Below are 24954 nucleotides of genomic sequence, written 5' to 3'. Positions count from 1 at the left end.
CTTTCCCCGTCAATGGATACGCACCTTGGCGGGGATTTTTTTATCAGCTTGCCGATTATCTGAAGATCACGGGGGTCTATAAACCCCGATACAGACAATGGCACTCGAATCCAAGACCATGGTGGAATTAATCACTGAGGAGTTTCCCAATGTCTGATGATAGCGAAGCCTATACCGCACCCGTTGCAGAACCTGCTGCGCCAGAAACAGAAATGCCGGAAACAGAAGTGACTGAAGTGGTCTCTGAACCGCCGCCTGCTCCCCCGACTCCCGCAAACGGTGTGGTGTTAGCGTCTTCCTTGAGTGTTTACCAACAACTGCTGACGCAACTCGACACCAATAGGCAAACCATCCACGACAATCGTCATGAACTTGCCGCCATTCGCCAGCAAATCCGTGAACTTTCCGCACTCAGCAAACGTGACCCGCGTATGGAAGACGATGCGGATAGCCACGGCCTGCACACCAGCAAGGTTGCCGCGCAATACGACGACTGCGGTAGCATTATCGCGTATGCCGAACAAGTCCGGCGGCATGTTTACGACAATATTAGTGAAGCCGAAGAGTTGTTATCCCCGATGACGCAAAGCATGGACTTGCTCAAATTGCGCGTGCGCCATATCCGTTTGCTGGAAGGATTGTTAGCGGCACAAGAAAACGGCTTGCGGATGGAAATTCAGCAACGCAATGCCGATGCGTGTATCTGGCAATTGGCCGACATCCTCAAAGTTTGACGCTTTGCGGGTGGCGAATCAGGTTATCCGGGTCGAATTGGCGCTTTAATGCCTGCAAGCGCGGGTAGGACTTGCCGTAATACGCGGTTTCCCAGTTAGGCAATTCGGCATCCGGGTAATTGCGGTAATGCGCTTTAATCCCGCTTGCCGTTAGCTTTCCTTGAATATCGCGCACAATCTGCTCTGCCTGTTTGGTTTGCGTGGCTTTGTCGTAATAGGTTTGCAATTCACCGAGGTAGCCGAAGGCGCGGTGGGGGTAAGCCGCCGTCGCTTCCAACGCGGGGTTATTAATCGCGCCGCCCAAGGTGTTGATTTGCAAAATAGTGGTGAGTTTGGCAGCGCCAATTTGCTGGCAAATCGTGGGTAACAACGCTTTTATGTCACTGAACCCGTTGTAATAGCCAGCGGAAACATTCTTAAAATACATCGGTTCAACCCCGCCTTTGTAGCGCTGGATACCGCGTAGAAACGCATCCTTGCGGGGTGTCATGACTTCGGTTGCGCCCGCTTTGAGTTTGGCGAGAATGGCTTTCAATGCGGCTGATGGGGTGCTGCTGGTATCGGTCACGATGACGGTAACGTGCTTGCCATTCAATACCCATGAGGAATAGGCGGTGTTGGGTAAGGTTTTCATCCATTCAAACCAGCGTTCCGCCAATTGCGTAGCGCTCGCGGGTGTCAAATTGCGGTATTTGTAACGGTGGCTGCTGAAATGGGTCGGGGCAGGGTGGGTCTTAAACTCCAACTCGGTAATAATGCCGAAATTGCCATTACCGCCGCCTTTGCAGGCCCATAACAGTTCGGGATTGGTGCTGGAATCGTGGAGTTTGCCTTTGCCATCCACCATGCGTACCCGCTGCAAGCTGTCGCAGGTTAACCCCAATTGCCGTGCAAAAAAGCCATAGCCGCCACCTAGCGTTAGCCCCGCTACGCCAACGCCCGCACAAGAACCGGCAGGAATCATACGTCCGTATTGGTGCAAATATTCATACACCTTACCCAGTTTTGCGCCCGGTTGAATGGTTAAACGCTTGGTGATTTTATCGTACTTCGGCTTGTTCATGCCCGACAAATCGAGCATTAAGCCGCCGTCATTGGTGGAAAAACCTTCAAAACTGTGTCCGCCACTTTTAACGGCGATGGGTAATTTGGCCTGTTGCGCGTAAGCAATCGCGGCTTGCACGCCTTTTTCATTGGTACACACCGCAATGATTTTGGGCATCGCGGTAATACGTTTGTTGAAAATCTGGCGGTGTTTGGCGTAATCGGCGTCATTGCGTAATAAAAAACGCACGTTGGCGTTGGATGCGGGGGCGTTGCTATCTGCGGTGGCGGTCAGTGGAAAGTAAAAAGCGGGGATGCTGCTGGCGGCAAGTGTTAAGGCATTGCGTAGGAAGCGGCGACGGCTGGGGTTGGTGGTGGCTGGTGGGTTCATTGGACGTTTACCGCTGTGCCGCTGACCGTGACCATTAACATGCCACCGCTTAGGATGGCTTCGCCGGTGACGACGCCGTGGTATTGGGTGATGCGTTTGCCTTCGATGCTGTGGGTGGTGGATTGGATCATGGGTGTGCTCCTGTTTTGCAGCGATTCTTTGCGGAGATGATACAACAATTGTTGGATGGGGTAAGGTTGCTACATAAGGCGATGCGTTAGTAAAATGAAACAGGTGAATTCAAGTAATAAGTGCATAACCCACCAACTTTTCAGCATCCATGCCGGATAGCTCGCGGAACACCTCGTAAGGTGTCTTGAACCCCAGACATTTCCTTGGTCTGTTGTTGAGTTTATGTACAGCCTCCAACACCTGTCGAGTCGTCACGTCCAACAATCCCATTGCTTTGGGGAAGTATTGGCGTAACAGCCCATTGGCGTTCTCATTTTGCCCGCGCTCCCACGAATGGTAGGGCTTGGCGAAATACGTTTTGCACCCAATGGCTTGGGCAACTTGCTCATGTTTGGCAAACTCTTTGCCGTTATCGAAGGTGAGCGTGTGTACCCACTCCTTGAAGCCGGACAGCAAGGTGATAATGCTGCACGTCACCGCTTCAGCAGTCTTGTTCGCTACTGGGAACGCCAGACGTAGCTTGGATTTGCGTTCGTCCAGTGTCACTAATGCGCCTTGGTGTCCCTTGCCAATCATGGTGTCCGCTTCCCAGTCGCCTAGCCGTTCACGCTGATTGACCACCTCTGGGCGTTCGTCAATGTCCACCCGGTTGGGGATGCCTTTGACACTGCCCGTGGTGCTGCCATAACGCTTACGGTAGGTCTTCGCATGGCGGCGCAGGTTCAGGTACAGCTTGCCGCCCGCACGCTTGTCCTTCAGGACATGCTGGTAAATGGCTTCATGGCAAACACACACCTTGCCTTCTCCTTTTAGTCTGCCGCTGATCTGTTCAGGACTCCATTGCTGTTCCAGCAGGCTATCAATGCTGAGCGTCAGTGCCGGGGTTAACTTGACCGCTTTCGGCTTCTCTGCATGGCGGCACTGAGCATTGTTGTGCGCTTGCTTGTGACGGTAGCCACGTTGACCTCGGTTACGACCCAGTTCACGACTAATCGTCGATTGGCTGCGTCCCAGTGCTAACGCTATTGCCGTGGTGGAATCCTCCATCTTGTGCCGTGTTTCGATATAATGCCTCTCTTCAGAGGTAAGATGTCCGTATGCCATAAGGCTCTCCCGTTAGTGGTTTTTCGGGATGCTTTTTACCACATCTTGCCTCTGACCTTATGAGGAAAGCCGCACCCCGTCTCGATTAACGGGTTATGCACTTATGATACGAATTCGCCACATCTTATTTTCTTGTACACAGGTGAAACACCATGATCCCTAACGCCGTACTACAGGATTTTGAAACACTACCCTCAGATGCGCAACAGCAGGTTATTGATTTCATTGATTTTATCAAGGAGCGTTACCAAGCAAGGGCAACAAAACAACCCCAGCGTACGCTGGAAAGCTCTTTCGGCAGCATCAATGTGAAGAAAAAAGTGACCTTGGAACAAATGGATGAAGCTATCCGTCAACATGGGGCAATACTTTGATTGCGGTCGATACCAACATACTGGTTCGGATTCTGACAAAAATCAATGTAGGGTATCCCCATTGATTTCTAAGCTTTTTATAGGGGCTACTTTTTCCAAGGAGGTGTTGGTACTGTCGGTGGTAATTGCCCAGGGAATCCAGCGTGTAAAGTTTTCATGAAAGGTCTCCGGTTATCGTTTGATGAAGCTAAGAATTTAATCTTTAAACCATTTGTAGATTCCGTAAGCTGCTGCTCCAACAGCTATCGGTGCAGCACAAGTAATGGCTAAACCTGTAGCCATGCCGCCGCCTGCAACAGCGCCAATAGCAGCTAATCCAGAAGTAATTCCTGTCGCACCTAAGCCTGCAACCGTGCCTGCTGCTGCAACTGTGCCTACGCTACCCGCTGCACCAGCCACTGCACCGCCAGCCGCTACTTTTCCTGAATGATCGTTGTCACATTTGCTCATTGTATTTCTCCTTAATGCCCTTGATTGGAAACCTGCGAGACAGGTTTCCGATATATAACGGAGTTGATGTTGCGTAAGTGATAAATTAATCAACTCTGTCAATTAATTCTACGAATTTCGTAGAGACGGCGCAAGCTCTAATTTACGAATATCGTAGGATGATTAAACATCCTCAATCACTGTTCGGTTCTCGTTTGCGTGCTGCTCGCGTCCGTGCGGGTTTGCCACAAGATCGGCTAGGCGTGTTGATTGGATTAGATGAGGGTTGTAGTAGTGCGCGGATTAGCCGCTACGAAACAGGCACACATGCGCCGCCTTTCGAGATTGCCCAAAGTCTCGCGGCAGTGCTGAATGTTCCGGTTGCTTATTTTTACTGCCCACAAGAAACGTTGGCAGAAGTGCTGGTTGAACTGTATGGATTGGCTGAAGCCGAATTACAGTTGGTGCTTGAAGAATTACGGGTGATTTTGCGTGAAAAAGTTGATGGGCGGGCGTAGGATGCGCGTGACGCTCACCCCGTCAACGTAACGAACACCTGCGTCATCCTTTCCGGCAACCGCTGCACATTATCCACCACGGTAACGCGCTTGCCGAAAATATCCCGCACATACTCATCCGCTCGCGGATCAAGGCTAATGCAATAGCTGTAAATGCCTTTCTGATCCAATTCTTTCACCGCTTGCCGCGTATCTTGCGTCAATAATTGCGGGTCATCCACGTCAATATCCGACGGTTCGCCATCGGTTAAAATCAGCAGCAGTTTTTTATCCGCCGGTTGATGCTCCAGATAATGCGCCGCATGACGCACCGCCGCGCCCATCCGCGTCGAATACCCCGCCTGCATTGCCGCCAGCCGCCCCTTCACCTCATCGTTCCAATGTTCCTTGAAACCCTTGATGTGCTGGTAACGCACCTCGTGCCGCGTATTGGACGCAAACCCCGCAATCGCAAACGGATCGCCCAACGCCTCAATCGCATACGCCAGCAACGACACCGCCTCCTGACTCAGTTCCAGAATGCTTTGGGTCGCGCCTTCCGGCACTTCGCTGATCGAAGCCGACAAATCCAGCAACAGCATCACCGCGATATTACGCCCGTCGTGCTTGTGGCTCATATTGATGCGCGGATCAGGGTTCGCCCCGCCCTTGAAATCAATCAACGAACGGATCGCTACATCCAAATCCAGCTCGCTGCCTTCTTCCTGATAGCGTACTCGCGTATAATTTTGCGGCTTCAACAAGTCCACAATCTGCTTCAACCGCTTCGCCAACGCCGCGTGTTTCTGCAACAGCGCATCAATCACCGCCGGATTACCTGCCGGATGCAAACTTTCATACACGCTCGTCCAATCCGGTCGATACGTCTGCGTGCTGTAATCCCACTCAGGGTAATGGCGCGGCGGCAAGCCCGATTGCTCATTCTGTTGCGCGGTTTGTTTGTGTTCGTCGAAGAATTCTTCGTCGTCGCTTTCCTCGATGTACTGCCACAAATGGCGGTTATCATCGCGGTAAGGAATGGCGGTATTGTTGAAATACACGCTCGGCAACTGGTCAGTTTGCAAGCGCGTTTGCGCCACAAACGAAATCGCCAGTTGCACCATATCCGCCGTGGTCGCGTTGCCTTGCAGCATTTTTGCGTGGAACTTGCCCGCAAACTCATTGATCTTCGCGTTCTGATAGCCATGCGCCGGATTCAGAATCGCCCAAGACAACATCGCCAACCGATGCCGGAAACACGATTCCGTCTTGGAATCGCACTCGTTTTCCAGCGGTACTGGGTGTAATGCCGTGAAAATCCGCCGCAAACCGGGGTATTCCTGCATCGCCAGATATTCCACCCGACTGTCTTCCAGCCGTTCAATGGCAATGCGCTGTTGTGGGCTGAAATTATCCGCTACCACTTTGCGCGTCCAGCGTTGATGCGCCGCCATGTGCGCCAATACCGCACGGTAACGATCAATCCCCGTTACCCCATGCGCATCATCAAATACGTCAGGAATACGCATCCCGTATTCGTCAAAATACGGCTGCTGCTCACGCATATCGCGGAAATCCACCGAATACGGCACGAGGTATTCATGACTTTCCCAGCAGGCTTGCAAATACAAATTCAGCTTGCGCTCGTGGTGCGTAAACAGCGTGCCGTGGCGTTCGTGCTGCAACATCGCTTTAGCATCAGCGGATTCGAGGTTGAAATATTCCTCTTGCCGGTGCGGATGCTTGCCGTAGTTGCGGATGCCGTATTCGATCCAGTTCTTCAAGCCTCCCAATGCCAACTGGCTCATTAAATAAGGCATTTGCGCCAGCAATTTGGGCAGGCCGGGGCTAGGAATGGTGGTGTGGAAACCGTGGATCGATCCCGTGGTACGCTCCATCATCTCGAACAACAGGGTGATGTAATGCCCAACCAGTTCCTCACTGTCGAGGCGGCGGCATACGTCGGGCAAGGTCTGTAAAAATGCAGGAATAATGCGCCCGTTGGGGGTGCGGCTGATTTTCCAAACCGCTGCGCTAACGCGGGTCAACATACCTTCGCCGAGCTTGTACGCGATAACCGGCATTTCTTCCAGATAGGTCAGCACGGGGTCGAAACCGCGCCCGATTTTGCACACCAACGACGCACCGTCGAGGTAATCCTTGATGCCTTCCTCGCTCAATAGCGCGAGCGCGTCCTGCATACAGGCGGCGAAGGCTTCATCAAGCTGCTTGAAATTGCAGCTTAGTTGGGCGCGGTAACGGGCGATGGTGTCTTCCATGCTATTTATCCGAAGATCGCGTCAATCGCGTGGTTCAGCGTGCTGCGAATATCCGCATCATCGGTAATCGGGCTGACCAGTGCCATGCGGCAAGCGTCACCCGCTGCAATGCCGTCGCGCATCAGGTTGGCAGCGTACACCAGCAAACGGGTAGAAATGCCTTCATCCAGCCCATGCCCTTTCAGGTTACGTGCAGTGTGGGCAATCTTCACCAACTTATCTGCCATTGCCGCGTCCACGTTGGCTTCTTGCTGCAAAATGGTGGATTCCACATCAGCGGCAGGGTAGTCAAAATCAAATGCCACAAAGCGTTGCTTGGTGGATTGTTTCAAATCTTTCATCAGGCTTTGATAGCCCGGATTGTAGGAAATCACCAACTGAAAATCGGGATGTGCGTTCACCAACTCGCCTTTTTTATCCAGCGGCAAAGTGCGGCGGTGATCCGTCAGCGGGTGAATGACTACGGTAGTATCTTGGCGTGCCTCAACGATTTCGTCGAGGTAGCAAATCGCGCCAATGCGGGCGGCGGTGGTCAATGGGCCATCCAACCAGCGTGTGCCATTGGCTTCGAGTAAATAGCGTCCGACCAGATCGGAGGCGGTCATGTCTTCGTTACAAGCGACTGTGATCAGTGGCTTGCCGAGTTTCCATGCCATGTGTTCGACGAAACGCGATTTACCGCAACCCGTCGGGCCTTTCACCATCACCGGCAAGCGGGAACGGTACGCAGCTTGGTACAGTTCGACTTCGCGTCCGGTGGCTTGGTAGAAGGGTTCGTGTTGGATGGTGTATTGGGAAGCGTCGGTCATGGGTGGGATTCCTGACAGAGAAATGGGGAGAAGTGGGCAGTGCGAATGCACCACCCACCTTTACTGTGGTCGCTTGCGGCTTACTTGTGTACGCCCAGCTTTTCGCGCCAGCCTGGGTAGATCTTGTCAGCATCGCCAGGGAATGACTCGAATGCGCGAGCAAATTCTTTGTGCTCTTTCGCAAATTCGATGGGGTCAGCACCCGCTTTCCAGCACTCATACGATTGACGCAGGGAGATTGCGCCAGCCGCTGGGCTGTCAATGTGACCGTAAGAACCACCACCGGAGGTGTTGATAACGTTACCGTGACCCAAGTTCTCGAAGAAGCCCGGCAGACGCAGCGCGTTCATACCGCCAGAGATGATTGGCGTGGTTGGCTTCATGCCGTACCACTTCTGGTTGTAGACTGGGCCTTGGCACTCGTCACGCTCGATCATGTACGCGATCAGCTTGTCGCTGTTTTCGCCTTCCATTTTGCCGTAGCCCATTGTGCCGACGTGGATACCGGAAGCACCTTGCAGACGTGACAGTTTCGCCAATACAAACGCGGTGTAACCACGCAGTGCAGACGGGGAAGTGATCATGCCGTGACCTGCGCGGTGATAATGCAGGTACTGGTTAGGGTACTGGCGACGCGCGGTAGTGATCATGCCAGGGCCGCCGACGAAACCGTCAACCAAGAACGCAACTTTGTCCGCATCCGGGCCAAACGCTTCGAGGATGAAGTCAGCACGAGCGCACATTTCGTAATGGTCGTCAGCGGTGATGTTCGCAGAGAACAGTTTCGCTTGACCGGTTTCGTCTTGCGCACGCTTCATTGCGTCGTATACGAGTGGGTAAACTTTTTTCGCTGGGCAGAAAACTTGGTTGCCTTGCGGTTCATCGTTCTTGATGAAGTCGCCGCCAAGCCAGAACTGGTATGCAGCCGCCGCGAATGGCTCAGGGCGCAGACCCAGTTTAGGCTTGATGATTGTACCCGCGATGTAACCACCGTTGACCACTGGACGACCCAGAATACGCCACATGTCAGAGATGTCTTTGGATGGACCATCGAACAATTGGATAGCACGCTCAGGCACGTAGAAGTCATGGATTTTGGCGTGTTTGATGTCGCCCATGCCTTGGTTGTTGCCGATAATCAGCGTCAACATAGACACGACCATCATACGACCATCGGTGATGTTGCGGTCAAACAAGTCCAATGGATACGCGATACGCATGTCTTCAGTGGCTTCGTCGATGTAGTACACCAGCGCGTCAACGCCTTTGGTGAAATCATCGGTGGTAGACACTTCAACGTTAGTACCCGTAGAAGATTCTGCTGCAAAGTGAGCAGCCGCTTCCAAATAGCCGTGACCCGGCTGTGGCATCATTTTGTAAGCAACCAGAATGTGCTTGCCACCTGCGATCAGGTCTTCTTCTTTCAGGCTAAGATCCGCGTAACGTCCAGATTGGTCCATGACTCTCTCCTCGTGAATAAAAAGGGTGCAATAACTTTTGATGGGCGCAAGTATAAGCAATGCTTAAGATAAGGGAAAGTCATTTATTCTTACTTAAACATCAGACTTGATTATGTTAAGATGTTAGCAAGAAACCCTGAATTTCCGAGTGAATCCGTCAACATGCACATTTCGTTTCGCCAGATCCAGATCTTCCAGACCGTTGCTCAAACGGAAAATTTTACTCGCGCCGCTGAATTGTTGCACATGACGCAACCTGCAATATCCATGCAGGTCAAACAATTGGAAGAAAACGTGGGTTTGTCGTTATTTGAACGCCAAGGCAAGCGCATTGTGCTGACGGCGGCGGGGCGGGCAATGCACATCTATACCTGCGAGATTTCCGCTAAATATCAGGGCATGGTGGAAACGCTGGAAGAGTTAAAGGATGTGCATCAGGGCGTTATCAATGTGTCGGCGGCGAATACCTCGATTTACTTCATTACGCGGATGTTGGCGGGATTTTCGCAGCAGAATGAGGGGATTACAGTTTCCCTTAATATCACCAACCGCAAGACGCTGGTAGAACAGTTGCAGAATTATGAGGCGGATTTGGTGGTGATGGGCGAGCCGCCGTCAAATCTGGATTTGCACTCGCAACGCCTGATGTGCAATCCGCTGGTGTTGATTGCGCCTGCGAATCATCCGTTGGCAGGGCAGAAAGATATTCCGGTGTCGGCGATTATTGGCGAAAAGTTTGTGGTGCGCGAACCGGGGTCAGGGACACGCGCAGCGATTGAGCGGTTTTTTGCGGAGCACGGGCATACCTTCACCAGTACGCTGGAAATGGGTAGCAATGAGTCGATCAAGTATTCAGTGATTGCGGGATTGGGCTTGGGGATTGTATCGTTACACAGTATTCGACTGGAGTTGGAAACGCATTCGTTGGTGATTTTGGATGTGCAGAATTTCCCGATCCAACGCTATTGGCATATCGTGACGCGGGAGGGGAAGTGGCTTTCCCCAGCGGCACAGGCGTTTCAGGCGTATGTGATTGCGGAAGCATCAAGCTATTCGCAAGATTATCAACAGCTTTTGTCGGTATTAACGTGAAACATTTGGCGGATGATCGAGGGCATATAATGATGATGAAAATGACACAAGGTTTATTGGTCGTGGTGGCGTTATTACTACCACTGCATGGCTACGCGGCTAGTTTTGACTGTACTAAAGCCAAAACCTGGGCAGAGAAAACCGTTTGTAGCACCAAGCAATTATCCAGTTTGGATGAGTTGTTGGCCGCTTCTTTCCAAAAAGCGCTTGCCAGTACGGATGACAAGGCTGCGCTGAAAACCGAGCAAGTGGCGTGGCTGACTGCCGAACGTGATGTTTGTACCGATGTTGCTTGCTTGAAAGCGGCTTACACATCCCGATTGGCGGCATTGAATGAGATGATCGCCATCGCGGAGGAACCCACCGAGCTGGATAGTGAAGAGGCGGGTAGCTGGTATAAAGCCACTGCGAAACCTAACCTGACGGTGCGCGACAGTGCCGCTGTGACCGGCAAAAAGTTGGGCAATGTTCCCTATGATGGCAAAGTTAAGGTGTTGGCGCTGACCGATAAAACCGATTCGATTGGCGGGCGCGATGGCACTTGGGTCAAAATCGAATGGCAAGGCAAAACCGCTTATACCTTCGACGCTTTTCTGGAAAAGCTGGCGGTTGATAACAAGCAGCCTGACGAACCTGAAACTGACACCACAGGTAAAACCTTGGTAGGCGTGATTGCGTCGTATGAGTGTGGTGATAACTGCTACTTGACCATTACCGACAAGCAAGGCGTGCCGCATTCGGGTTTGTGTTCGGCACCATTGTGTGATGCTTGGAATGAGGTGGCGGAAATGCCCGCCAAGTTTAAAAACAAAAAGGTGAAAGCGACGGTGGGTACTGGAACACAGTATGACGGTAGCGGCAATGTGATGGGTGAGATGGATGCGTTTGAAACGCTTACGCTGCTGAAATAGCGGTGGAGACTTGTCGATAGAGTTTATCGGAGATTCTGAAACCGTTAACTGCCTGATCCAGCATGGATTAGGCAGTTAACGGGATTAATGATTATTTCAAATGTTGCACATAACAACTTGACATAAATTAAAAACATAGTTACGTATTAATTATTAATATTTTATTTTTCAAATGGTTAATGTGTTTTTCTATGAGTTTTTATTTACGTAGTAATACATAATTAGTTTCTGGCTAGAGCAGGAGAATATTCAGCAATGCCGAGATTTATGGAATCCCGGCTACTTGCTGATGGGCTGATTTACGCCTCATACCCCAACACCGGAGCCAACCACCGCTCCGCTTCCGCCAACGTCATTCCCTTACGCTTGGCATAATCCTCGACCTGATCCCGCGCAATCCGCCCAATGCCGAAATACCGCGAATCCGGGTGGCTGAAATACCAGCCCGACACCGAAGCCGCCGGATACATCGCAAACGATTCGGTAATGATCATCCCGGTATTCGCCCCAACATCCAGCAACGTCCACAACGTGCCTTTTTCGGTATGGTCAGGGCAAGCCGGATAACCGGGGGCAGGGCGAATCCCCTGATATTTCTCGGCAATCATCGCGTTATTATCCAGCGTTTCATCCGCCGCATAACCCCAGAACTCCTTGCGCACGCGCTCGTGCATCCGCTCTGCTAAGGCTTCCGCCAGACGGTCACACAAGGCTTCCAGCATGATCGCGCTGTAATCGTCGTGCTTTTCGCGGAAGGCTTTCAAATGCGGCTCAATCCCAAACCCGGTACTCACCGCAAATGCCCCGATCCAGTCGTTTCGACTACGCTCAACGACCGTGGCATCCGTTCCCTGAGCGAAGTCGAAGGGAACAGCAGGTGCAATGAAGTCTGCTAAACAGAAATTCGGCTGCTGCCCATTCCGCTCCATCTGCATCCGCAAATTATGCAACACGCTCAAAGTTTGCGTGCGGCTCTCATCGGTATACAGCACCACGTCATCGCCTTGCGCATTCGCCGGGAAGAACCCAACCACCGCTTTAGCCTGCACCCACTTTTCCGCCACCATCTGCTGCAACATCGCCAGCGCATCCGCATACAACTTGGTGCATTCCTCACCCACCACCTCATCTGTCAGAATGGCAGGGAACTTACCCGCCAATTCCCAACTGCGGAAAAACGGCGTCCAGTCAATGCGCTCCACCAGTTCATCCAACGGATAATCATTGAAGACCAGCGGGGTGAGAGTGTTCGGTTTAGGCGGCGTGTAATTCGCCCAATCCACCTGAAACTTATTCGCCCTTGCCGCAGCAATGCTTATCAACTTGCGCTCGGTTTGATTTGCCGCCCGTTTTACGCGCACTTGCTCGTATTCGGCTCGAATATTGGCAACGTAATTAGGCTTCTGCTCCTTGGACAGCAGCGCACTCGCGACGCCCACTGCCCGCGACGCGTCTTGCACGTACACCACGATGTCATTTTTATACTGCGGCTCAATCTTCACCGCCGTATGAATTTTGGACGTAGTAGCCCCGCCAATCAGCAACGGCACATGGAAATTCTGCCGTTGCATTTCTTTCGCCACATGCACCATTTCATCCAGCGACGGCGTAATCAAACCGGACAAGCCGATAATGTCGACCTTTTCATCCCGTGCCACTTGCAGGATTCTCTCGGCAGAGACCATTACGCCAATGTCGATGACTTCGTAGCTATTGCACTGCAACACCACGCCGACGATGTTCTTGCCGATGTCATGCACGTCGCCTTTCACGGTCGCCATCAGGATTTTGCCGTTGGCTTGCACCTCGCAACCGGCTTTTTCCAGTTCCATGAACGGGTCGAGGTAGGCCACCGATTTTTTCATCACGCGAGCGGATTTGACCACTTGCGGGAGGAACATTTTGCCTGCACCAAACAAGTCGCCGACCACGTTCATGCCGTCCATCAATGGGCCTTCGATGACCAGCAGCGGACGCCCCAGTTTCACCCGTGCCTCTTCGGTGTCTTCGTTGACGAAGGCATCAATGCCTTTTACCAGCGCGTGTTCGAGGCGTTTCTCAACCGGCCATGAACGCCATTCGAGGTCTTCTTTCTTCACTTCTGCCGAACCATCGCCTTTGTATTTTGCAGCAATGTCGAGCAAGCGTTCGGTCGCACCCGCGTCCTTGTTTTGAATCACGTCTTCGACCGCATCACGCAATTCCGCCGGAATATCGTCGTAAATCGCCATTTGCCCCGCGTTCACAATCCCCATGTCCATGCCCGCTTTGATTGCATGGTAGAGGAACACGCTGTGGATGGCTTCGCGCACCGGATTATTGCCTCGGAACGAGAACGAGACGTTGGAAACTCCGCCGGAAATGTGCGCGTGCGGCAGGTTCTGTCGAATCCAGCGCGTGGCTTCGATAAAGTCCACCGCGTAATTATTGTGTTCGTCGATGCCTGTGGCGACCGCAAATACGTTCGGGTCAAAAATAATGTCTTCCGGTGGAAAACCGACTTGTTCGGTGAGAATCTTGTAAGCGCGAGTGCAAATTTGAATTTTTCGTGCTTGTGTATCCGCTTGCCCCTGTTCATCAAATGCCATCACGATCACTGCTGCCCCGTAGCGGCGTACCAGCTTGGCTTGCGCGATGAATTTTGCTTCACCTTCTTTCATCGAAATCGAATTAACAATGCCTTTGCCTTGGATGCATTTCAGACCGGCTTCGATAACTTCCCACTTAGACGAGTCAACCATCACCGGCACGCGGGCAATGTCTGGCTCAGATGCGATCAGATTGAGGAAGCGCGTCATTTCCTTTTCGGCATCCAACAAACCTTCGTCCATGTTCACGTCGATGATTTGTGCGCCACTTTCGACTTGTTCTAACGCGACTTCGAGGGCTTCGGTGTAATTGCCTTCTTTGATCAAGCGCTTGAATTTGATTGAACCCGTCACATTGGTGCGTTCGCCCACGTTCACAAACAGGCTATTTGCGCCGATATTAAATGGCTCTAAGCCAGATAAACGCATTGTTGGCGGTAAATCAGGCAGTGCACGCGGTGAAATACCCGCGACGGCATCGGCAATGGATTTGATGTGCGCAGGCGAGGTGCCGCAACAGCCGCCAACGATATTCAAAAAGCCGCTTTGCGCCCATTCGCGGATGTGAACCGCCATTTCCGCGCCATCCATGTCGTATTCGCCCATTTCATTCGGCAATCCCGCATTAGGGTGCGCGGAGACGTGGCTGGCGCAGATGCGTGACATTTCTTCGACATATTGACGCAGCAGGTCAGGGCCGAGAGCGCAATTTAGCCCGAAAGAAATCGCCTCCGCGTGTGCCAGCGCGTTGTAGAACGCTTCGGTGGTTTGCCCAGAAAGTGTACGCCCAGATGCATCGGTAATCGTGCCGGAAATCATGATCGGCAGTTCGATACCGTCTTCGTCGAACACTTGCTTGACCGCGAACACGGCCGCTTTGGCATTGAGCGTGTCGAAAATGGTTTCGATCAGGATAATGTCCGCACCGCCTTCGATTAGACCACGGGTGGATTCCATGTAAGCTGTGACCAGCGCATCGAAGGTGACATTGCGGAAACCGGGGTCGTTGACATCGGGGGAAATGCTGCAAGTGCGGCTAGTCGGCCCCAACACGCCTGCAACGAAGCGTGGTTTGTCGGGTGTGCTGTATTCGTCGGCAACAGAACGCGCCAGTTTTGCCGCTGCCACGTTGATTTCATACGACAATTCTTGCATGTCGTAGTCGTGCATCGAAATGGTGGTGGCGTTGAAGGTATTGGTTTCGAGAATGTCCGCACCAGCGGCGAGGTATTCCCCGTGAATCGTGCGGATGACTTCTGGTTTGGTCAGCACCAACAGGTCGTTATTACCCTTGATGTCTTTGTGCCAATCGGCAAAGCGGGTGCCGCGATAATCGGCTTCTTCCAGCTTGTAACGTTGGATCATGGTGCCCATCGCCCCGTCAAGAATCAGGATGCGGTCGGCAAGCGCGGCGTGCAATTGGTTGGTACGGTTCATGGTTAAGTCATCGGCAGTTCAGGAAGTTGCGTATCGTACCAGAATCTAGCGTTCAGAACATAAACCGTCTTATTACAGCAGGCCGCTGCGCTTAATATCGAGGTAATGATTAATCAGATTCACCGATAATTCCGGGGGCGGCACATCCATACAACGAATACCCGCCGCCCGTACCCGATCCAAGGTCGCTTCGCGGCTTGCCAGATAATGTTGCACGGCGGCGGTATGCAAAGCATCTTCTTGATTATCCACTGGCGCAGCTAACGCTTGATCAAGCGCCTGTTCCCGCATACTTGCGAGTAGCACGACATGCCGTTTGCGCAGAATGTGCAGCGCTGGCAATAAATCATCCAAATCCTCATCGCGCAAATTGGTGAGCAACACAATCAGTGCCCGTTTTTTCTGACGCACCAGCAATTCGGTAGCAGCTTGCACATAATCCGGTGCGTGCGTGGTCGGCTGCAAATCGTACAAGGCATTCAACATCTGTTGCACTTGGTGTTGCCCCTTGTGCGCAGGCAACCAGCGGTTTTGCCCCGCGAAACTGCCCAAGCCCACCGAATCCCCTTGGCGTAGCGCCACATAAGTCAGTAACAAAATGGCATTCAAGGTGTGATCAAAGTGCGACAGCGCGTCGTCTTGCGCCAGCATCCGATGCCCGCAATCCAACATAAAAATGATTTCTTGATCGCGTTCGTCTTGGTATTCGCGGGAAATGGGCTTGCGCATCCGTGAACTCGCTTTCCAGTCGATTTGGCGCAAACTATCCCCGGCGCGGTATTCGCGTAATTGGTGGAAATCCTGACCTTCACCGCGACGGCGTTTTTTCATAATTCCCATGTGGCTGAGGTGGTGATCCGTCGCCATCAGTGCGTATTGCGCGACAGCGGCAAAATTGGGGTAAACCTTGGTTTCAGAAACTACCGGCAGTTTCAAGTCATGCCACCATAATTGCAGCGGCGACAGAATGCGTACCTGCAAACAGGGGAAATTCAGCTTGCCGCGTTCAATCGCCGTCACTTCATACAGTGGCTCGGCAAATGTGCCAATAGCCAGCCCCAAACGCAGCGGAAAGCCGGTGGCTTGCACTTGTAGCGGAAAATGATCGAATATTTCCACCGTAAGCGGACGCTTACCCGTGTTATGCAGACGCAGCCGCACCGTGCGTTTCACCCCTAATGGCAAAGAATGTGGCACGAAACGTTCACCGCGCGGCGCAGGTTCTGTCACCACCAGCAATAAATCGGCAAACGCCACCAACAGGCTGATTCCAACTGTGACATACCAGAAGCCGATAAAGTCGGGCAACACGCTGGCAACTAAAGCAACGACAGCATTTGCACCAACGGCATAGAAACTGCGGCGAGCGGGTAAAATCATGAGCGCGGCGCTTCGGTCTTGTCGAGAATAGCGCGTAGCAAATGGTCGGCATGATAGCCTTCCAGCTCCATTTCCGGCGACAAGGAAACCCGATGGCGTAACACCGGCAGGCAAACCTGCTTAATGTCATCAGGGTGTACAAAGTCGCGCCCCGCCAGCAACGCATTCGCCCGTGCTGCTCGAATCAGCGCAATGCTCCCGCGCGGTCCTGCGCCAAAGCGCAAACCTTGCCAGTGACGAGTAGCGCGGGTAATGCGCACAGCGTAATCCAATACCGCCACATCCACTGCAATCTCAGCCGTGACGGTTTGCATCGCCATGACCTGTGCGGGCGTCGCAATCGCTTGCAAATTATTGAGGTTGAAGCGGTCGCCGATTTGTTTGTCGGTGACGATCATGACCATTTCGGATTCTTCTTCTAATTCTGGGTAGTCGATGAACACTTTCAGCAGGAAACGATCCAGTTGCGCTTCGGGTAGCGGGTACGTGCCTTCTTGTTCCAGTGGATTTTGGGTGGCGAGTGTCATGAACGGCAGTGGCACGGGTAAGGCTTTGCCTTCGATGGTCACTTGCTGTTCCTGCATGACTTCCAGTAACGCTGATTGGGTTTTGGCGGGAGCGCGGTTAATTTCGTCTGCCAGCAACAGGTTGGTGAACACCGGGCCTTTGCGCACATTGAAGCTTTGATTTTGCATGTCAAATAGCACATGCCCGCTGATGTCGGCGGGCATCAAGTCGGGGGTGAATTGAATGCGGGCAAATTGCCCAGAGATGGTGCGGGCGAGGGCGCGAACCAGCAAGGTTTTACCCAAGCCGGGAACACCTTCGATCAAAACGTGTCCGCCTGCGAGTAGGGCGATGAGGGTTTCGCGCACGACTTGCTTTTGCCCAATCACAGCTTTGCTGATTTCGTGGCGGATGGCGTCGGCTAAATGGCTGGCTTGTTCAAGCGTCAGGGTTGCTGTTGTCATGTTGTTTCCTTGTGCTCGGCAGAAGTTGGGTAACGCGGGCGGCGAACCCGGCGTATTGGGTATCAGCGTGTTTGCGGTGACGTTGCCACATAAACAAGCCGCTGGCGTGGATGTGTTCCAGAATGCGGCGGCGTTCGGGGGCAGGTTTGGGAATCAGTGGGCCAAAGCGCGGGCTGAGCGCGAGAATGGTCAGCGGAATAAATACCGCCAAGGTCAGCACCAATGCCCAAGCATGTTCCCACAATAAGGTCGATAAGGCGGGCATATCGTCGCTGTGTATCAGCCAGACCGATTGTGGTGTGTCGTGCAAGCCGTGCAGCATGTGCCAGAAAAATTCGGCATGGTCGTGATCATCAAGGGCTGAATTTTCGATGAAATCAAGATTGGCAGCCCAAGTGATTAAGCCATTGCCGTGTTCTATTTCCAGCAACCAAGCCGCGTCGTTGTATTTCTGTGGGTAAGCTGGCGTGGCGGCGGTGTTCAATGCGTAGAAAAACTCGGGATCAACGTGCAGTGGGCTGCTCATATTGGACAGTTCGGCGTCCAGCGGTAAATCATCATCTTCGGGAATAATGTGTTCGCCTCTGGTGATGCCTAACGCGAGTTGCAGCGGGTCATGATCGCTTGCGTTGGTTTCTTCGGTATTTTCAGCATCTGGATCACTGGCGAGGTAACGGGTACGGGTAATTACGTGTCCGCCATTGGCTACCCACGCCAATAGTGCCTCACTTTTTTGGCGTGACAGCGTGTAACGGTCGGTATCAATCACCAACACGGTATCCGTATCAGGCAGGGTTTGCAGGCTGGTGTGGCGTTCGCTGGGAATCCCCATGCGCTTTAGAAATAAGCGGGCAGCAAACAGGGGATTTTCACGCGCTTCGCCTTGAAAGCCGGTGTATTCATCCACTTCTTTGTATTCGTAAGCATCCAAAAACCAAAATACGCCAGCGGTGGTGACTAAGGCGACAAACAAACCGATCAGAATGGATTGGAGCCTCATACGCGCTCCTGCATTGCGCTGAAGGTGTGCCAGCCTTGCCAAAGGGGAATGAGGGTGTGCGTATCGGGCGAGCGGTGCGCGTAAGCAATGGCTTGCCAAGCCTGCGTGGTCGCTTGCAACCATGCCAGCCGTTCGGTATTCAGGTGCGGCTGTGCCAAATGCAGGATGTCGCCCTCGGTGTGGCTGGCTTGCACATTGAGATGATCATGGCGGGTTAAACGCATTAATGCGCCGCGATACAACAGGCTGAGTGCTTCGCGCTGTTGACCGGATTCCCATAAGCGTTGGCTGGCAGTCGCAATGTCATCGGGTAAGGATTCGGGGCGAATATCCATGCCGAACAATACATCCGGCGGCGTGACTGCGGGCGTTTTGCGGCGCGTGCGTTTTAGCAGAGCCAAAATTTGCTTACGGTACACCAATGCCATGATCAGCAAGCCAATGACGGCGATCCACAAGGCGAGTTTGGCGATGTTAGCAAACAGCACTTGCAGGGATTTGGCGATTTCGATGGGGTCTTCCGCTGTGTCTTCCTTTGGATTGCGTAATACCCATTGGTATTGCGTGCGCATTCCGGCGAGTTCCTCGCGTTGCATTACTTCACTGATTTGGGCGGCGGCGGCTTCCGGCGGTAAGCGTTCCGGTGCGAGGTATTCATTCGCGCCAATCACTGCTGCCCACGTTGGTTGCGGTGTAATTGCGGGTAAACCTACCAGCAATGCTCCTGCTAACAACAGGCTTAGCGGTGTACGTGCCAGTTGGTTTAAGCGTGTTCCCAAGTTGCGGAAAGCAAGTTCAATATCCCACGCTTCCAGTTGGGTGCGGCGGTTGAGGTATAAGCTGAAACTCGCTGCGACATAAAAAGGCTCAATGGCTAACACTGTCAGGCTATACAACAGTAAATACAATAAGTTGCCCCAATATTGTGTATCAGCATCAAATATTTCGGTAAAAGCACCTGTCATGTAATACCACGCGCTGTCTGTTGGGTCGAGCAGCAGAATCAGCACATACAAGCTGGCCAGCACCACGTATTCCAAATGCACACAAGCAATCGTTAAACCGACAGCGTGCGAATGCGCTTGCAAGTGCAACAACGCTTGGCGCTCTGCCCGTGGTTTGCCGCGTAATTGTTCCAATTGCCAGATGGGTAAATTAAAACCGCGTGACGACGACAAACGCCGCCAGGTCAATGCGCCCAATAATCCCGTCTGCCAAATCAGCGTTGGTAAAGCACTGATGATTTCCGCCGTGGATAAGCGCTGATTAAACATCTGGTGGCTGAGGATATGCAGTAACACCCGATCATACAGCGGCTTGAACCACCACAACACGATAGGAATATAGGCTTTGTAAGCATCTGGCGTTAGCACCCACAAAATCAGTGCGAAACTTCCCAGCAACAATGCCCAAGCCGGAAAAATCCACCGCGCATGGTGTTGCACCAAGGCAAAGCCCAGATCAACCGCTTCCCACGGGGAGCGCAGACGGATATTGGCGCTCAGCTCGTCAAGTTTCATCCGCTGCCGCCTCCCGCCCTAAGAATACAAAATACCCGATGACCAGCAACCACAAGGCAATACCCACAGCGTATTTGACCAACACCGGAATCCAAGTTTGCGACGACCAAAACGCTTCCACAAACGCCGCCATAATGAACAGTGTTGCCGCGCCGTAAACGATTAGAATCGCCTCTTGCGCATTGTCGCGTAATGCCAGTGATCGCGCTTTACGCCCCGGCATAATCAAGGCGGCTGCCAATTTAAACCCTGCCGCACCCGATAACACAATCGCGGTCAACTCGAAGGCGCTATGCCCGGCTACAAACCCCCAAAAGGTTTCGATATAACCGATTTGAGTCAAATGCCCCGCCGCCGCGCCAATGTATAAGCCATTGAACAACAAAAAGAACACGCTGCCCAAGCCGTATAACAAGCCGCCTGCAAACACTTGAAAGCCAATCCCGGTATTGTTTTTAATGTAAAACCCGAACATGTACACATCACTATCGGCTTCGCGTTCGCGCCCAAAGCGAGAAGCGCGTTGCGGGTCATACATGTCTTCCATATTGGCCACGCTTGCGCCATCCAGCACCGAATACACCAAATCCGGTTGGATTTGAATGGCAATCAGCATCGCCAATAAACTGCCGAAAAACAGCATTCCCGCCAGCAACAGCGCTTGCCATTCGCGCCGCACCAATTGCGGTAAATCTTGCAAATAAAACTGAATAAAGCGATGCGCGAAATGCAGCCGTGAGGTGTACAAACAGTGATGCCCGCGTGTTACCAACTCGTTGAGTTGCGCAAGCAGCAAGGGGCTATACATGCGCGATTGTGCCAGCGCTAACTGGTGACACAGTTGACGGTAGGCAGCAGGGAAATCCAACATTGGCTCACTGAGTGCGTCACGTTTGCGCTGTTTTGGGGGCATTTGCTGGTAATCCAGCCAAGCACGCATGTGTTCCCACTGCGGTTGGTATTGGCTGATGAATTGTTCTTGCTTCATGTTCTGCCTCCGCCGGTTAACCAACGGGCAATGCCTTGCACATACGCTGTAGGCTTGGATTGCGGCGCGACGAGAACGCCAGTCATCTGCGCCAGTTCATCCAAGCGGGCGGGGGCGAGGGTGTGGCTACGTTGGGCAAACAACATAATCGCTTGTTGTTCGGGCAGGGTTAATGTGACTTCGGGGCGGATTGCCTCTACCGCTGACATTGGATTGGGCGTATCAGCCCGGATTTTATGGAGCACCACTGTATTTGCAGCCAAATCCCCAAGGCGCTGAAAGCGTTGATTTAACAACATGCTGGCAAGTCCAAACCCGTAGAGAAGCGGCAAAAAATCCACAACGCGTAATAAGTTACGGACTAACGAGGCTGAAAAGGTAATCGGGCTGGCATCGGCGTGCGCAACATAAATGTCCAGCATTTTTTTGCCGGGTGTTTGCCCTTGATGACGCAATTCAAAATAGACGGGGTAAAACCATTCCAACAAAAAGGTGAGGATTAGCGCAATGCCGATGCCCATTTCGCCGAGTAGCGCGAGTCCGATAAATAACAATGCGCTAACTAAACCGCGTAGCAATAAATCCACCAACCATGCCAACAATCGTGGGGCTGGGCCTGCGGGTGATAGTTGTAGTGCAATGCCTTCCGGCGTGTTGACCGTGTAGGTGGTGTCTAATTTCATGCAACCTCACCGTTTAGCCCATACCTCCCTTGATGAGGGGAGGTTGGGAGGTGTTTCTTTTATAATTATTTTGCAGCAGGGGTAGGAGGCAAAGCCGGTGCCGGTGTTGGATTAACCGTCGTTGGCATCCAACCGGACGTAACGCCTGCGGGCGGGTTATTAATGATTTTCTCACCCGGATTCAAGCCCGAAATAATGGCTACTTTGCTACCGCCATTCTGTTCTGCGCCCAAGCGCACCATGCGCAATTCCGAAGTATTGTTATCTTTAACCACCAAAACACCCGGTAAGCTGCTGCCCTTCATCAAGGCAGAGCGCGGAATTACGGTCACTTGGCTGCCGCCTTTTTTGTTTTCAGGCACATAGATTTCTGCATACATACCCGGTGCGGTAGTGATTTCCATCGGAATATCAAACTTCACCGTAACGGTATGACGGTTAGGGTCAGCAATCGGGTAAATTTCAGAAACCCGCACCGAAGTGTCGGTACTGCCATCAATCTTCGCCGGTAACAACATGTCTTTGCTCAAATTTCCGACCAAACCGGAGGGCACATCCGCTTGTAAACGTTTGTATTTGACGTAACCGAATTTGACCAGCGGTTGACCCGGTTGCACGGTGTCGCCAACTTCGACCATTTTTTCGAGGATAATGCCTTCAAATGGCGCAAGGGCGCTGGCATCGCGCAACGCCGAATCAATTTCTTGCAACTGCGACATGGCTTGTTGAAGTTGGCCTTGCGCTTGTGAAACGACCGACATTGCGTTGGTCAAATCACTCTGCCGGATGGTGTCAGCGTCATAACCACCGATAAAGGATTCCGCAAAAGGGCGTACCGCAAACCGATCAAACATCGACGGCAAGCCGAAGCCGGGCATGGCGCCGATGTCTTTGCTACGCGGGGAGGTCATTTCACGGTAATATTGAGCTTGCGCATTTTGGACGCCCGCTTGTGCAATTGAAATTTGGGCAAGCACGGCATCGCGTTTTGCCACAAGTTGGGCTTCATCAATCTTAAAAACAGCCGCGCCTTCGGTCAGGTTGGTGCCTACTGCGCCTGCTACGTATTTGACAACACCGGGAATTTGGGCACTCAAGGTGACTTCTTTGTACGGAATAACGGTGCTGCCCAGTACCGATTGCGAGCGTGCGCCAGCGGTTTCAACTTGAATGATTTCGGCGGCTTGTGCGGCGAGTGTGCTGGCAAGTAAACCAGCCATTAACAATACCGACGCTGTTTTGCGTGTAGTCATGTGATCTTTTATCCTCAGAGCGGGCAATTCAACAAATTATGGCATATTAGCATGATCTTGCGTTATTGCCGGTATTCAATCGAGGCCAGCAAATCGCGATTATTCAGTAATTGTAATGCATTTTCGGGTGTATCAATAAACGGATTTCGGATACCTAAGCGCGAATATACCCAGTTATTGTAAGCCAACTCCCAAGCACTGGGGCTGTCTACCTTCGCCCAATGCACCAGTGTCGCAATGTGACGATTATAAAGTTCGTCGATTTCGTATACCAGCAGCATGTACAGCAGCGCCCGCGCGATGTCTCCCCGATTGCGGGAAGGAATGACCCATTCATGATCGGCATCAAAACCCGTGGCCTCACTGAAACTGTCCGCGTGTAAGATTAGGTTGTAAGGCCGCACAATCTTGTCATCGTCCAGATCAAAATTGAAGTTAGAACGCTTGGCATTTAAACCGCGCTCTGACGGCGCGAAATTGAGCGGATTGGTGCTGGCGCCGTTACGCACATGACGCGGCACGTTTTTGTACGCAAGGTAACGGTCTAAGAAATCCCGTGGAATCAGGTGTTCAATGCTGTGATGTTGTTTTTGATACAGCTCATTGACCGGAGCGGTGCCGTAAATGGACGTGACCCAGCCGTATTCATTGTCAAAAAAGAATGACCAGAAATTATTCCATTTGGCGGTACCGTCCCATTGTTTGAAGTGCTCGCGTGCTTGGAATACACCACCAGCATATGCCACAAAGTCCTGCCGCGTGAGAATATCAGCGACGTGCTTAATATTATGGGCAGGGCGTTGGTGAATACTATCGGCGTAGTCAGGGGGCGCATCGCAGGGAAGCAGTTCCACGCAGACTTGCCCATGATCCGATTGCAGGCGTTCATCCATTCCATCGGTTTCCAAATGCTGATTCCAGACTTCATAGTGTGCAACTTCGGCTTTGGCGTCGGTATTTTTGGGGTTAAGCGCATTGGAGACAAGAATGTAATCGAGAACACCACCCGTGCCGCGATGAATTTTAGTAAACGGGCGTACCCGCTGGCGCATATTCGGCGCAAGCCGGAAGGTATCAGCCAAACGATAAGCGTATAACCAAGGTGTAATGCCTTCTGGCCATTGTTCTGCTTCTAAGCCGCCAATTGCGTAAACGCGCTCCTGCATGGTTAGCGCCGCCAGTGGAATGGAGTTTTCGCTATCGTTCATGTCACCCAATACCACGATGGGGTGGGTGGCATCCTGTTCTAGGCGGCGCACAATGTGGTGATAGAGCAGGGTAGCCTCCAAGCCGCGTTGCAGCAAGGAGGCAATCGTGCCGCGTGATAAGCGTTGCAAGGTGTCTGCAACACGCTGTTGCCATTCCAAACTGTCGGCGTAGCGCAAATCCAAAGTGGCGGGGCGTTTGGATTTAAGGTGTAGCACGTAAACAGTCAACAGACCGAACCCAGGTACTTGCACATCAGCACAAATAGGTGCGCGGCTAAAGCGAAAACTTTCAGGAATCGGCAATTCATCGCGCACTGCGTCAATAATGTCTACCGGATGAACTGCCACCACCGGAAAGCGCGAGGCTAAGGCCACCACCGACTTGTGATAGACCAACGGATCGTCGTCACGCACACCTGAGGTGTCAACTTGGATAAAGTACGGATACCCCGCTGCCAAGCACAATTGCTGAAGTTCGGGAATACTGAATACTTCTTGAAAACCCACGATGTCTGCATCCATTTGGTGCAAGCGTGTGCGAATCCAGTGTTGTTTTTGTTCCCACTCAGCAGCACTAAAGGTGTTGTATTCGGTATGCTCATGCCAGTAATACCCGTGTGCAGCGAACTGATAAAGGTTAAATGTGGCAAGTTTCATCTTGTTTTGGCCT

General features: G+C 52.3%; 21 protein-coding genes. 5 read left to right on the top strand and 16 right to left on the bottom strand.

Annotated elements, in window-relative coordinates; all coding sequences use genetic code 11:
* Positions 1-149: 149 nt before the first annotated feature.
* The gene (locus L3K52_12165) at positions 150-734 is read left to right on the top strand and encodes a hypothetical protein (GenBank protein ID UOG90951.1); all 585 of its coding nucleotides are present in this window, start codon (positions 150-152) and stop codon (positions 732-734) included.
* Here L3K52_12165 and L3K52_12160 read toward each other — a convergent pair.
* The 3 genes from L3K52_12160 to L3K52_12150 form a co-directional block, all read right to left on the bottom strand.
* The gene (locus L3K52_12160; protein ID UOG90950.1) at positions 724-2169 is read right to left on the bottom strand and encodes an FAD-binding oxidoreductase; all 1446 of its coding nucleotides are present in this window, start codon (positions 2167-2169) and stop codon (positions 724-726) included. The genes L3K52_12165 and L3K52_12160 overlap by 11 nt on opposite strands.
* On the bottom strand, positions 2166-2300 hold the full coding sequence (locus L3K52_12155; GenBank protein UOG90949.1) for a heavy metal-binding domain-containing protein: 135 nt from the start codon (positions 2298-2300) through the stop codon (positions 2166-2168). The genes L3K52_12160 and L3K52_12155 overlap by 4 nt, the downstream gene beginning before the upstream one ends.
* Positions 2301-2409: 109 nt before the next feature.
* Positions 2410-3405, bottom strand: coding sequence for an IS30 family transposase (locus L3K52_12150; GenBank protein UOG90948.1), 996 nt, complete (start codon positions 3403-3405; stop codon positions 2410-2412).
* A gap of 152 nt (positions 3406-3557) precedes the next feature.
* Here L3K52_12150 and L3K52_12145 point away from each other — a divergent pair, with 152 nt between their 5' ends.
* A complete protein-coding gene (locus L3K52_12145) occupies positions 3558-3779 on the top strand; it encodes a DUF2281 domain-containing protein (GenBank protein UOG90947.1) in 222 nt (73 codons plus the stop codon).
* A 195-nt stretch (positions 3780-3974) separates the two neighbouring features.
* Here the strand turns inward: L3K52_12145 and L3K52_12140 are convergent, their stop codons facing one another.
* Positions 3975-4229, bottom strand: coding sequence for a hypothetical protein (locus L3K52_12140; GenBank protein ID UOG90946.1), 255 nt, complete (start codon positions 4227-4229; stop codon positions 3975-3977).
* Positions 4230-4387: 158 nt separating this feature from the next.
* On the opposite strand from L3K52_12140, the gene L3K52_12135 reads away from it, so the two are divergent.
* Complete coding sequence (locus L3K52_12135; protein ID UOG90945.1) at positions 4388-4726, top strand: helix-turn-helix domain-containing protein; 339 nt, start codon at positions 4388-4390, stop codon at positions 4724-4726.
* 14 nt (positions 4727-4740) lie between these two features.
* On the opposite strand, the gene L3K52_12130 is transcribed toward L3K52_12135, so the two are convergent.
* The 3 genes from L3K52_12130 to L3K52_12120 all read right to left on the bottom strand — a co-directional run bounded on the left by L3K52_12130 (position 4741) and on the right by L3K52_12120 (position 9253).
* Complete coding sequence (locus L3K52_12130) at positions 4741-6984, bottom strand: VWA domain-containing protein (protein ID UOG90944.1); 2244 nt, start codon at positions 6982-6984, stop codon at positions 4741-4743.
* Positions 6985-6989: 5 nt separating this feature from the next.
* The gene (locus L3K52_12125; protein UOG90943.1) at positions 6990-7793 is read right to left on the bottom strand and encodes a CbbQ/NirQ/NorQ/GpvN family protein; all 804 of its coding nucleotides are present in this window, start codon (positions 7791-7793) and stop codon (positions 6990-6992) included.
* An 80-nt stretch (positions 7794-7873) separates the two neighbouring features.
* The gene (locus tag L3K52_12120; GenBank protein UOG90942.1) at positions 7874-9253 is read right to left on the bottom strand and encodes a ribulose-bisphosphate carboxylase; all 1380 of its coding nucleotides are present in this window, start codon (positions 9251-9253) and stop codon (positions 7874-7876) included.
* Between the two features lie 120 nt (positions 9254-9373).
* Here L3K52_12120 and L3K52_12115 point away from each other — a divergent pair, with 120 nt between their 5' ends.
* Positions 9374-10345, top strand: a complete 972-nt coding sequence (locus L3K52_12115; protein UOG90941.1) for a LysR family transcriptional regulator — start codon at positions 9374-9376, stop codon at positions 10343-10345.
* Positions 10346-10374: 29 nt separating this feature from the next.
* The gene (locus tag L3K52_12110; GenBank protein UOG90940.1) at positions 10375-11256 is read left to right on the top strand and encodes an SH3 domain-containing protein; all 882 of its coding nucleotides are present in this window, start codon (positions 10375-10377) and stop codon (positions 11254-11256) included.
* A gap of 299 nt (positions 11257-11555) precedes the next feature.
* Here the strand turns inward: L3K52_12110 and metH are convergent, their stop codons facing one another.
* The 9 genes from metH to L3K52_12065 all read right to left on the bottom strand — a co-directional run bounded on the left by metH (position 11556) and on the right by L3K52_12065 (position 24941).
* Complete coding sequence (gene metH / locus L3K52_12105; GenBank protein UOG90939.1) at positions 11556-15281, bottom strand: methionine synthase; 3726 nt, start codon at positions 15279-15281, stop codon at positions 11556-11558.
* A gap of 72 nt (positions 15282-15353) precedes the next feature.
* On the bottom strand, positions 15354-16661 hold the full coding sequence (locus L3K52_12100) for a DUF58 domain-containing protein (protein UOG90938.1): 1308 nt from the start codon (positions 16659-16661) through the stop codon (positions 15354-15356).
* Positions 16658-17632, bottom strand: a complete 975-nt coding sequence (locus L3K52_12095; protein UOG90937.1) for a MoxR family ATPase — start codon at positions 17630-17632, stop codon at positions 16658-16660. Before L3K52_12095 ends, L3K52_12100 begins: the two co-directional genes overlap by 4 nt.
* Positions 17607-18632: a DUF4350 domain-containing protein gene (locus L3K52_12090; protein UOG90936.1), complete on the bottom strand. Its 1026-nt coding sequence runs from the start codon at positions 18630-18632 to the stop codon at positions 17607-17609. The genes L3K52_12095 and L3K52_12090 overlap by 26 nt, the downstream gene beginning before the upstream one ends.
* Positions 18629-20152 carry a hypothetical protein gene (locus L3K52_12085; GenBank protein UOG90935.1) on the bottom strand — a complete coding sequence of 508 codons (1524 nt, stop codon included), beginning with the start codon at positions 20150-20152 and terminating at the stop codon, positions 18629-18631. The genes L3K52_12090 and L3K52_12085 overlap by 4 nt, the downstream gene beginning before the upstream one ends.
* Positions 20142-21140, bottom strand: a complete 999-nt coding sequence (locus L3K52_12080; GenBank protein UOG90934.1) for a stage II sporulation protein M — start codon at positions 21138-21140, stop codon at positions 20142-20144. The genes L3K52_12085 and L3K52_12080 overlap by 11 nt, the downstream gene beginning before the upstream one ends.
* The gene (locus tag L3K52_12075; protein UOG90933.1) at positions 21137-21823 is read right to left on the bottom strand and encodes an RDD family protein; all 687 of its coding nucleotides are present in this window, start codon (positions 21821-21823) and stop codon (positions 21137-21139) included. The genes L3K52_12080 and L3K52_12075 overlap by 4 nt, the downstream gene beginning before the upstream one ends.
* Before the next feature lie 65 nt (positions 21824-21888).
* A complete protein-coding gene (locus tag L3K52_12070; GenBank protein ID UOG90932.1) occupies positions 21889-23076 on the bottom strand; it encodes an efflux RND transporter periplasmic adaptor subunit in 1188 nt (395 codons plus the stop codon).
* Positions 23077-23138: 62 nt separating this feature from the next.
* Positions 23139-24941: an endonuclease gene (locus L3K52_12065; protein UOG90931.1), complete on the bottom strand. Its 1803-nt coding sequence runs from the start codon at positions 24939-24941 to the stop codon at positions 23139-23141.
* Between the last annotated feature and the right edge of the window lie 13 nt (positions 24942-24954).

This window comes from Candidatus Thiothrix sulfatifontis (genome assembly GCA_022828425.1).
Taxonomy (GTDB): Bacteria; Pseudomonadota; Gammaproteobacteria; order Thiotrichales; family Thiotrichaceae; genus Thiothrix; species Thiothrix sulfatifontis.
Note: the sequence above shows the minus strand (reverse complement) of the source record. Positions and strands in the feature narration are given on the sequence as shown.

Coding starts and splice junctions, on each gene's coding strand:
- L3K52_12165 (UOG90951.1), top strand. CDS start 150: ATGTCTGATGATAGCGAAGCCTATACCGCACCCGTTGCAGAACCTGCT.
- L3K52_12160 (UOG90950.1), bottom strand. CDS start 2,169: ATGAACCCACCAGCCACCACCAACCCCAGCCGTCGCCGCTTCCTACGC.
- L3K52_12155 (UOG90949.1), bottom strand. CDS start 2,300: ATGATCCAATCCACCACCCACAGCATCGAAGGCAAACGCATCACCCAA.
- L3K52_12150 (UOG90948.1), bottom strand. CDS start 3,405: ATGGCATACGGACATCTTACCTCTGAAGAGAGGCATTATATCGAAACA.
- L3K52_12145 (UOG90947.1), top strand. CDS start 3,558: ATGATCCCTAACGCCGTACTACAGGATTTTGAAACACTACCCTCAGAT.
- L3K52_12140 (UOG90946.1), bottom strand. CDS start 4,229: ATGAGCAAATGTGACAACGATCATTCAGGAAAAGTAGCGGCTGGCGGT.
- L3K52_12135 (UOG90945.1), top strand. CDS start 4,388: ATGATTAAACATCCTCAATCACTGTTCGGTTCTCGTTTGCGTGCTGCT.
- L3K52_12130 (UOG90944.1), bottom strand. CDS start 6,984: ATGGAAGACACCATCGCCCGTTACCGCGCCCAACTAAGCTGCAATTTC.
- L3K52_12125 (UOG90943.1), bottom strand. CDS start 7,793: ATGACCGACGCTTCCCAATACACCATCCAACACGAACCCTTCTACCAA.
- L3K52_12120 (UOG90942.1), bottom strand. CDS start 9,253: ATGGACCAATCTGGACGTTACGCGGATCTTAGCCTGAAAGAAGAAGAC.
- L3K52_12115 (UOG90941.1), top strand. CDS start 9,374: ATGTTAGCAAGAAACCCTGAATTTCCGAGTGAATCCGTCAACATGCAC.
- L3K52_12110 (UOG90940.1), top strand. CDS start 10,375: ATGATGATGAAAATGACACAAGGTTTATTGGTCGTGGTGGCGTTATTA.
- metH (UOG90939.1), bottom strand. CDS start 15,281: ATGAACCGTACCAACCAATTGCACGCCGCGCTTGCCGACCGCATCCTG.
- L3K52_12100 (UOG90938.1), bottom strand. CDS start 16,661: ATGATTTTACCCGCTCGCCGCAGTTTCTATGCCGTTGGTGCAAATGCT.
- L3K52_12095 (UOG90937.1), bottom strand. CDS start 17,632: ATGACAACAGCAACCCTGACGCTTGAACAAGCCAGCCATTTAGCCGAC.
- L3K52_12090 (UOG90936.1), bottom strand. CDS start 18,632: ATGAGGCTCCAATCCATTCTGATCGGTTTGTTTGTCGCCTTAGTCACC.
- L3K52_12085 (UOG90935.1), bottom strand. CDS start 20,152: ATGAAACTTGACGAGCTGAGCGCCAATATCCGTCTGCGCTCCCCGTGG.
- L3K52_12080 (UOG90934.1), bottom strand. CDS start 21,140: ATGAAGCAAGAACAATTCATCAGCCAATACCAACCGCAGTGGGAACAC.
- L3K52_12075 (UOG90933.1), bottom strand. CDS start 21,823: ATGAAATTAGACACCACCTACACGGTCAACACGCCGGAAGGCATTGCA.
- L3K52_12070 (UOG90932.1), bottom strand. CDS start 23,076: ATGACTACACGCAAAACAGCGTCGGTATTGTTAATGGCTGGTTTACTT.
- L3K52_12065 (UOG90931.1), bottom strand. CDS start 24,941: ATGAAACTTGCCACATTTAACCTTTATCAGTTCGCTGCACACGGGTAT.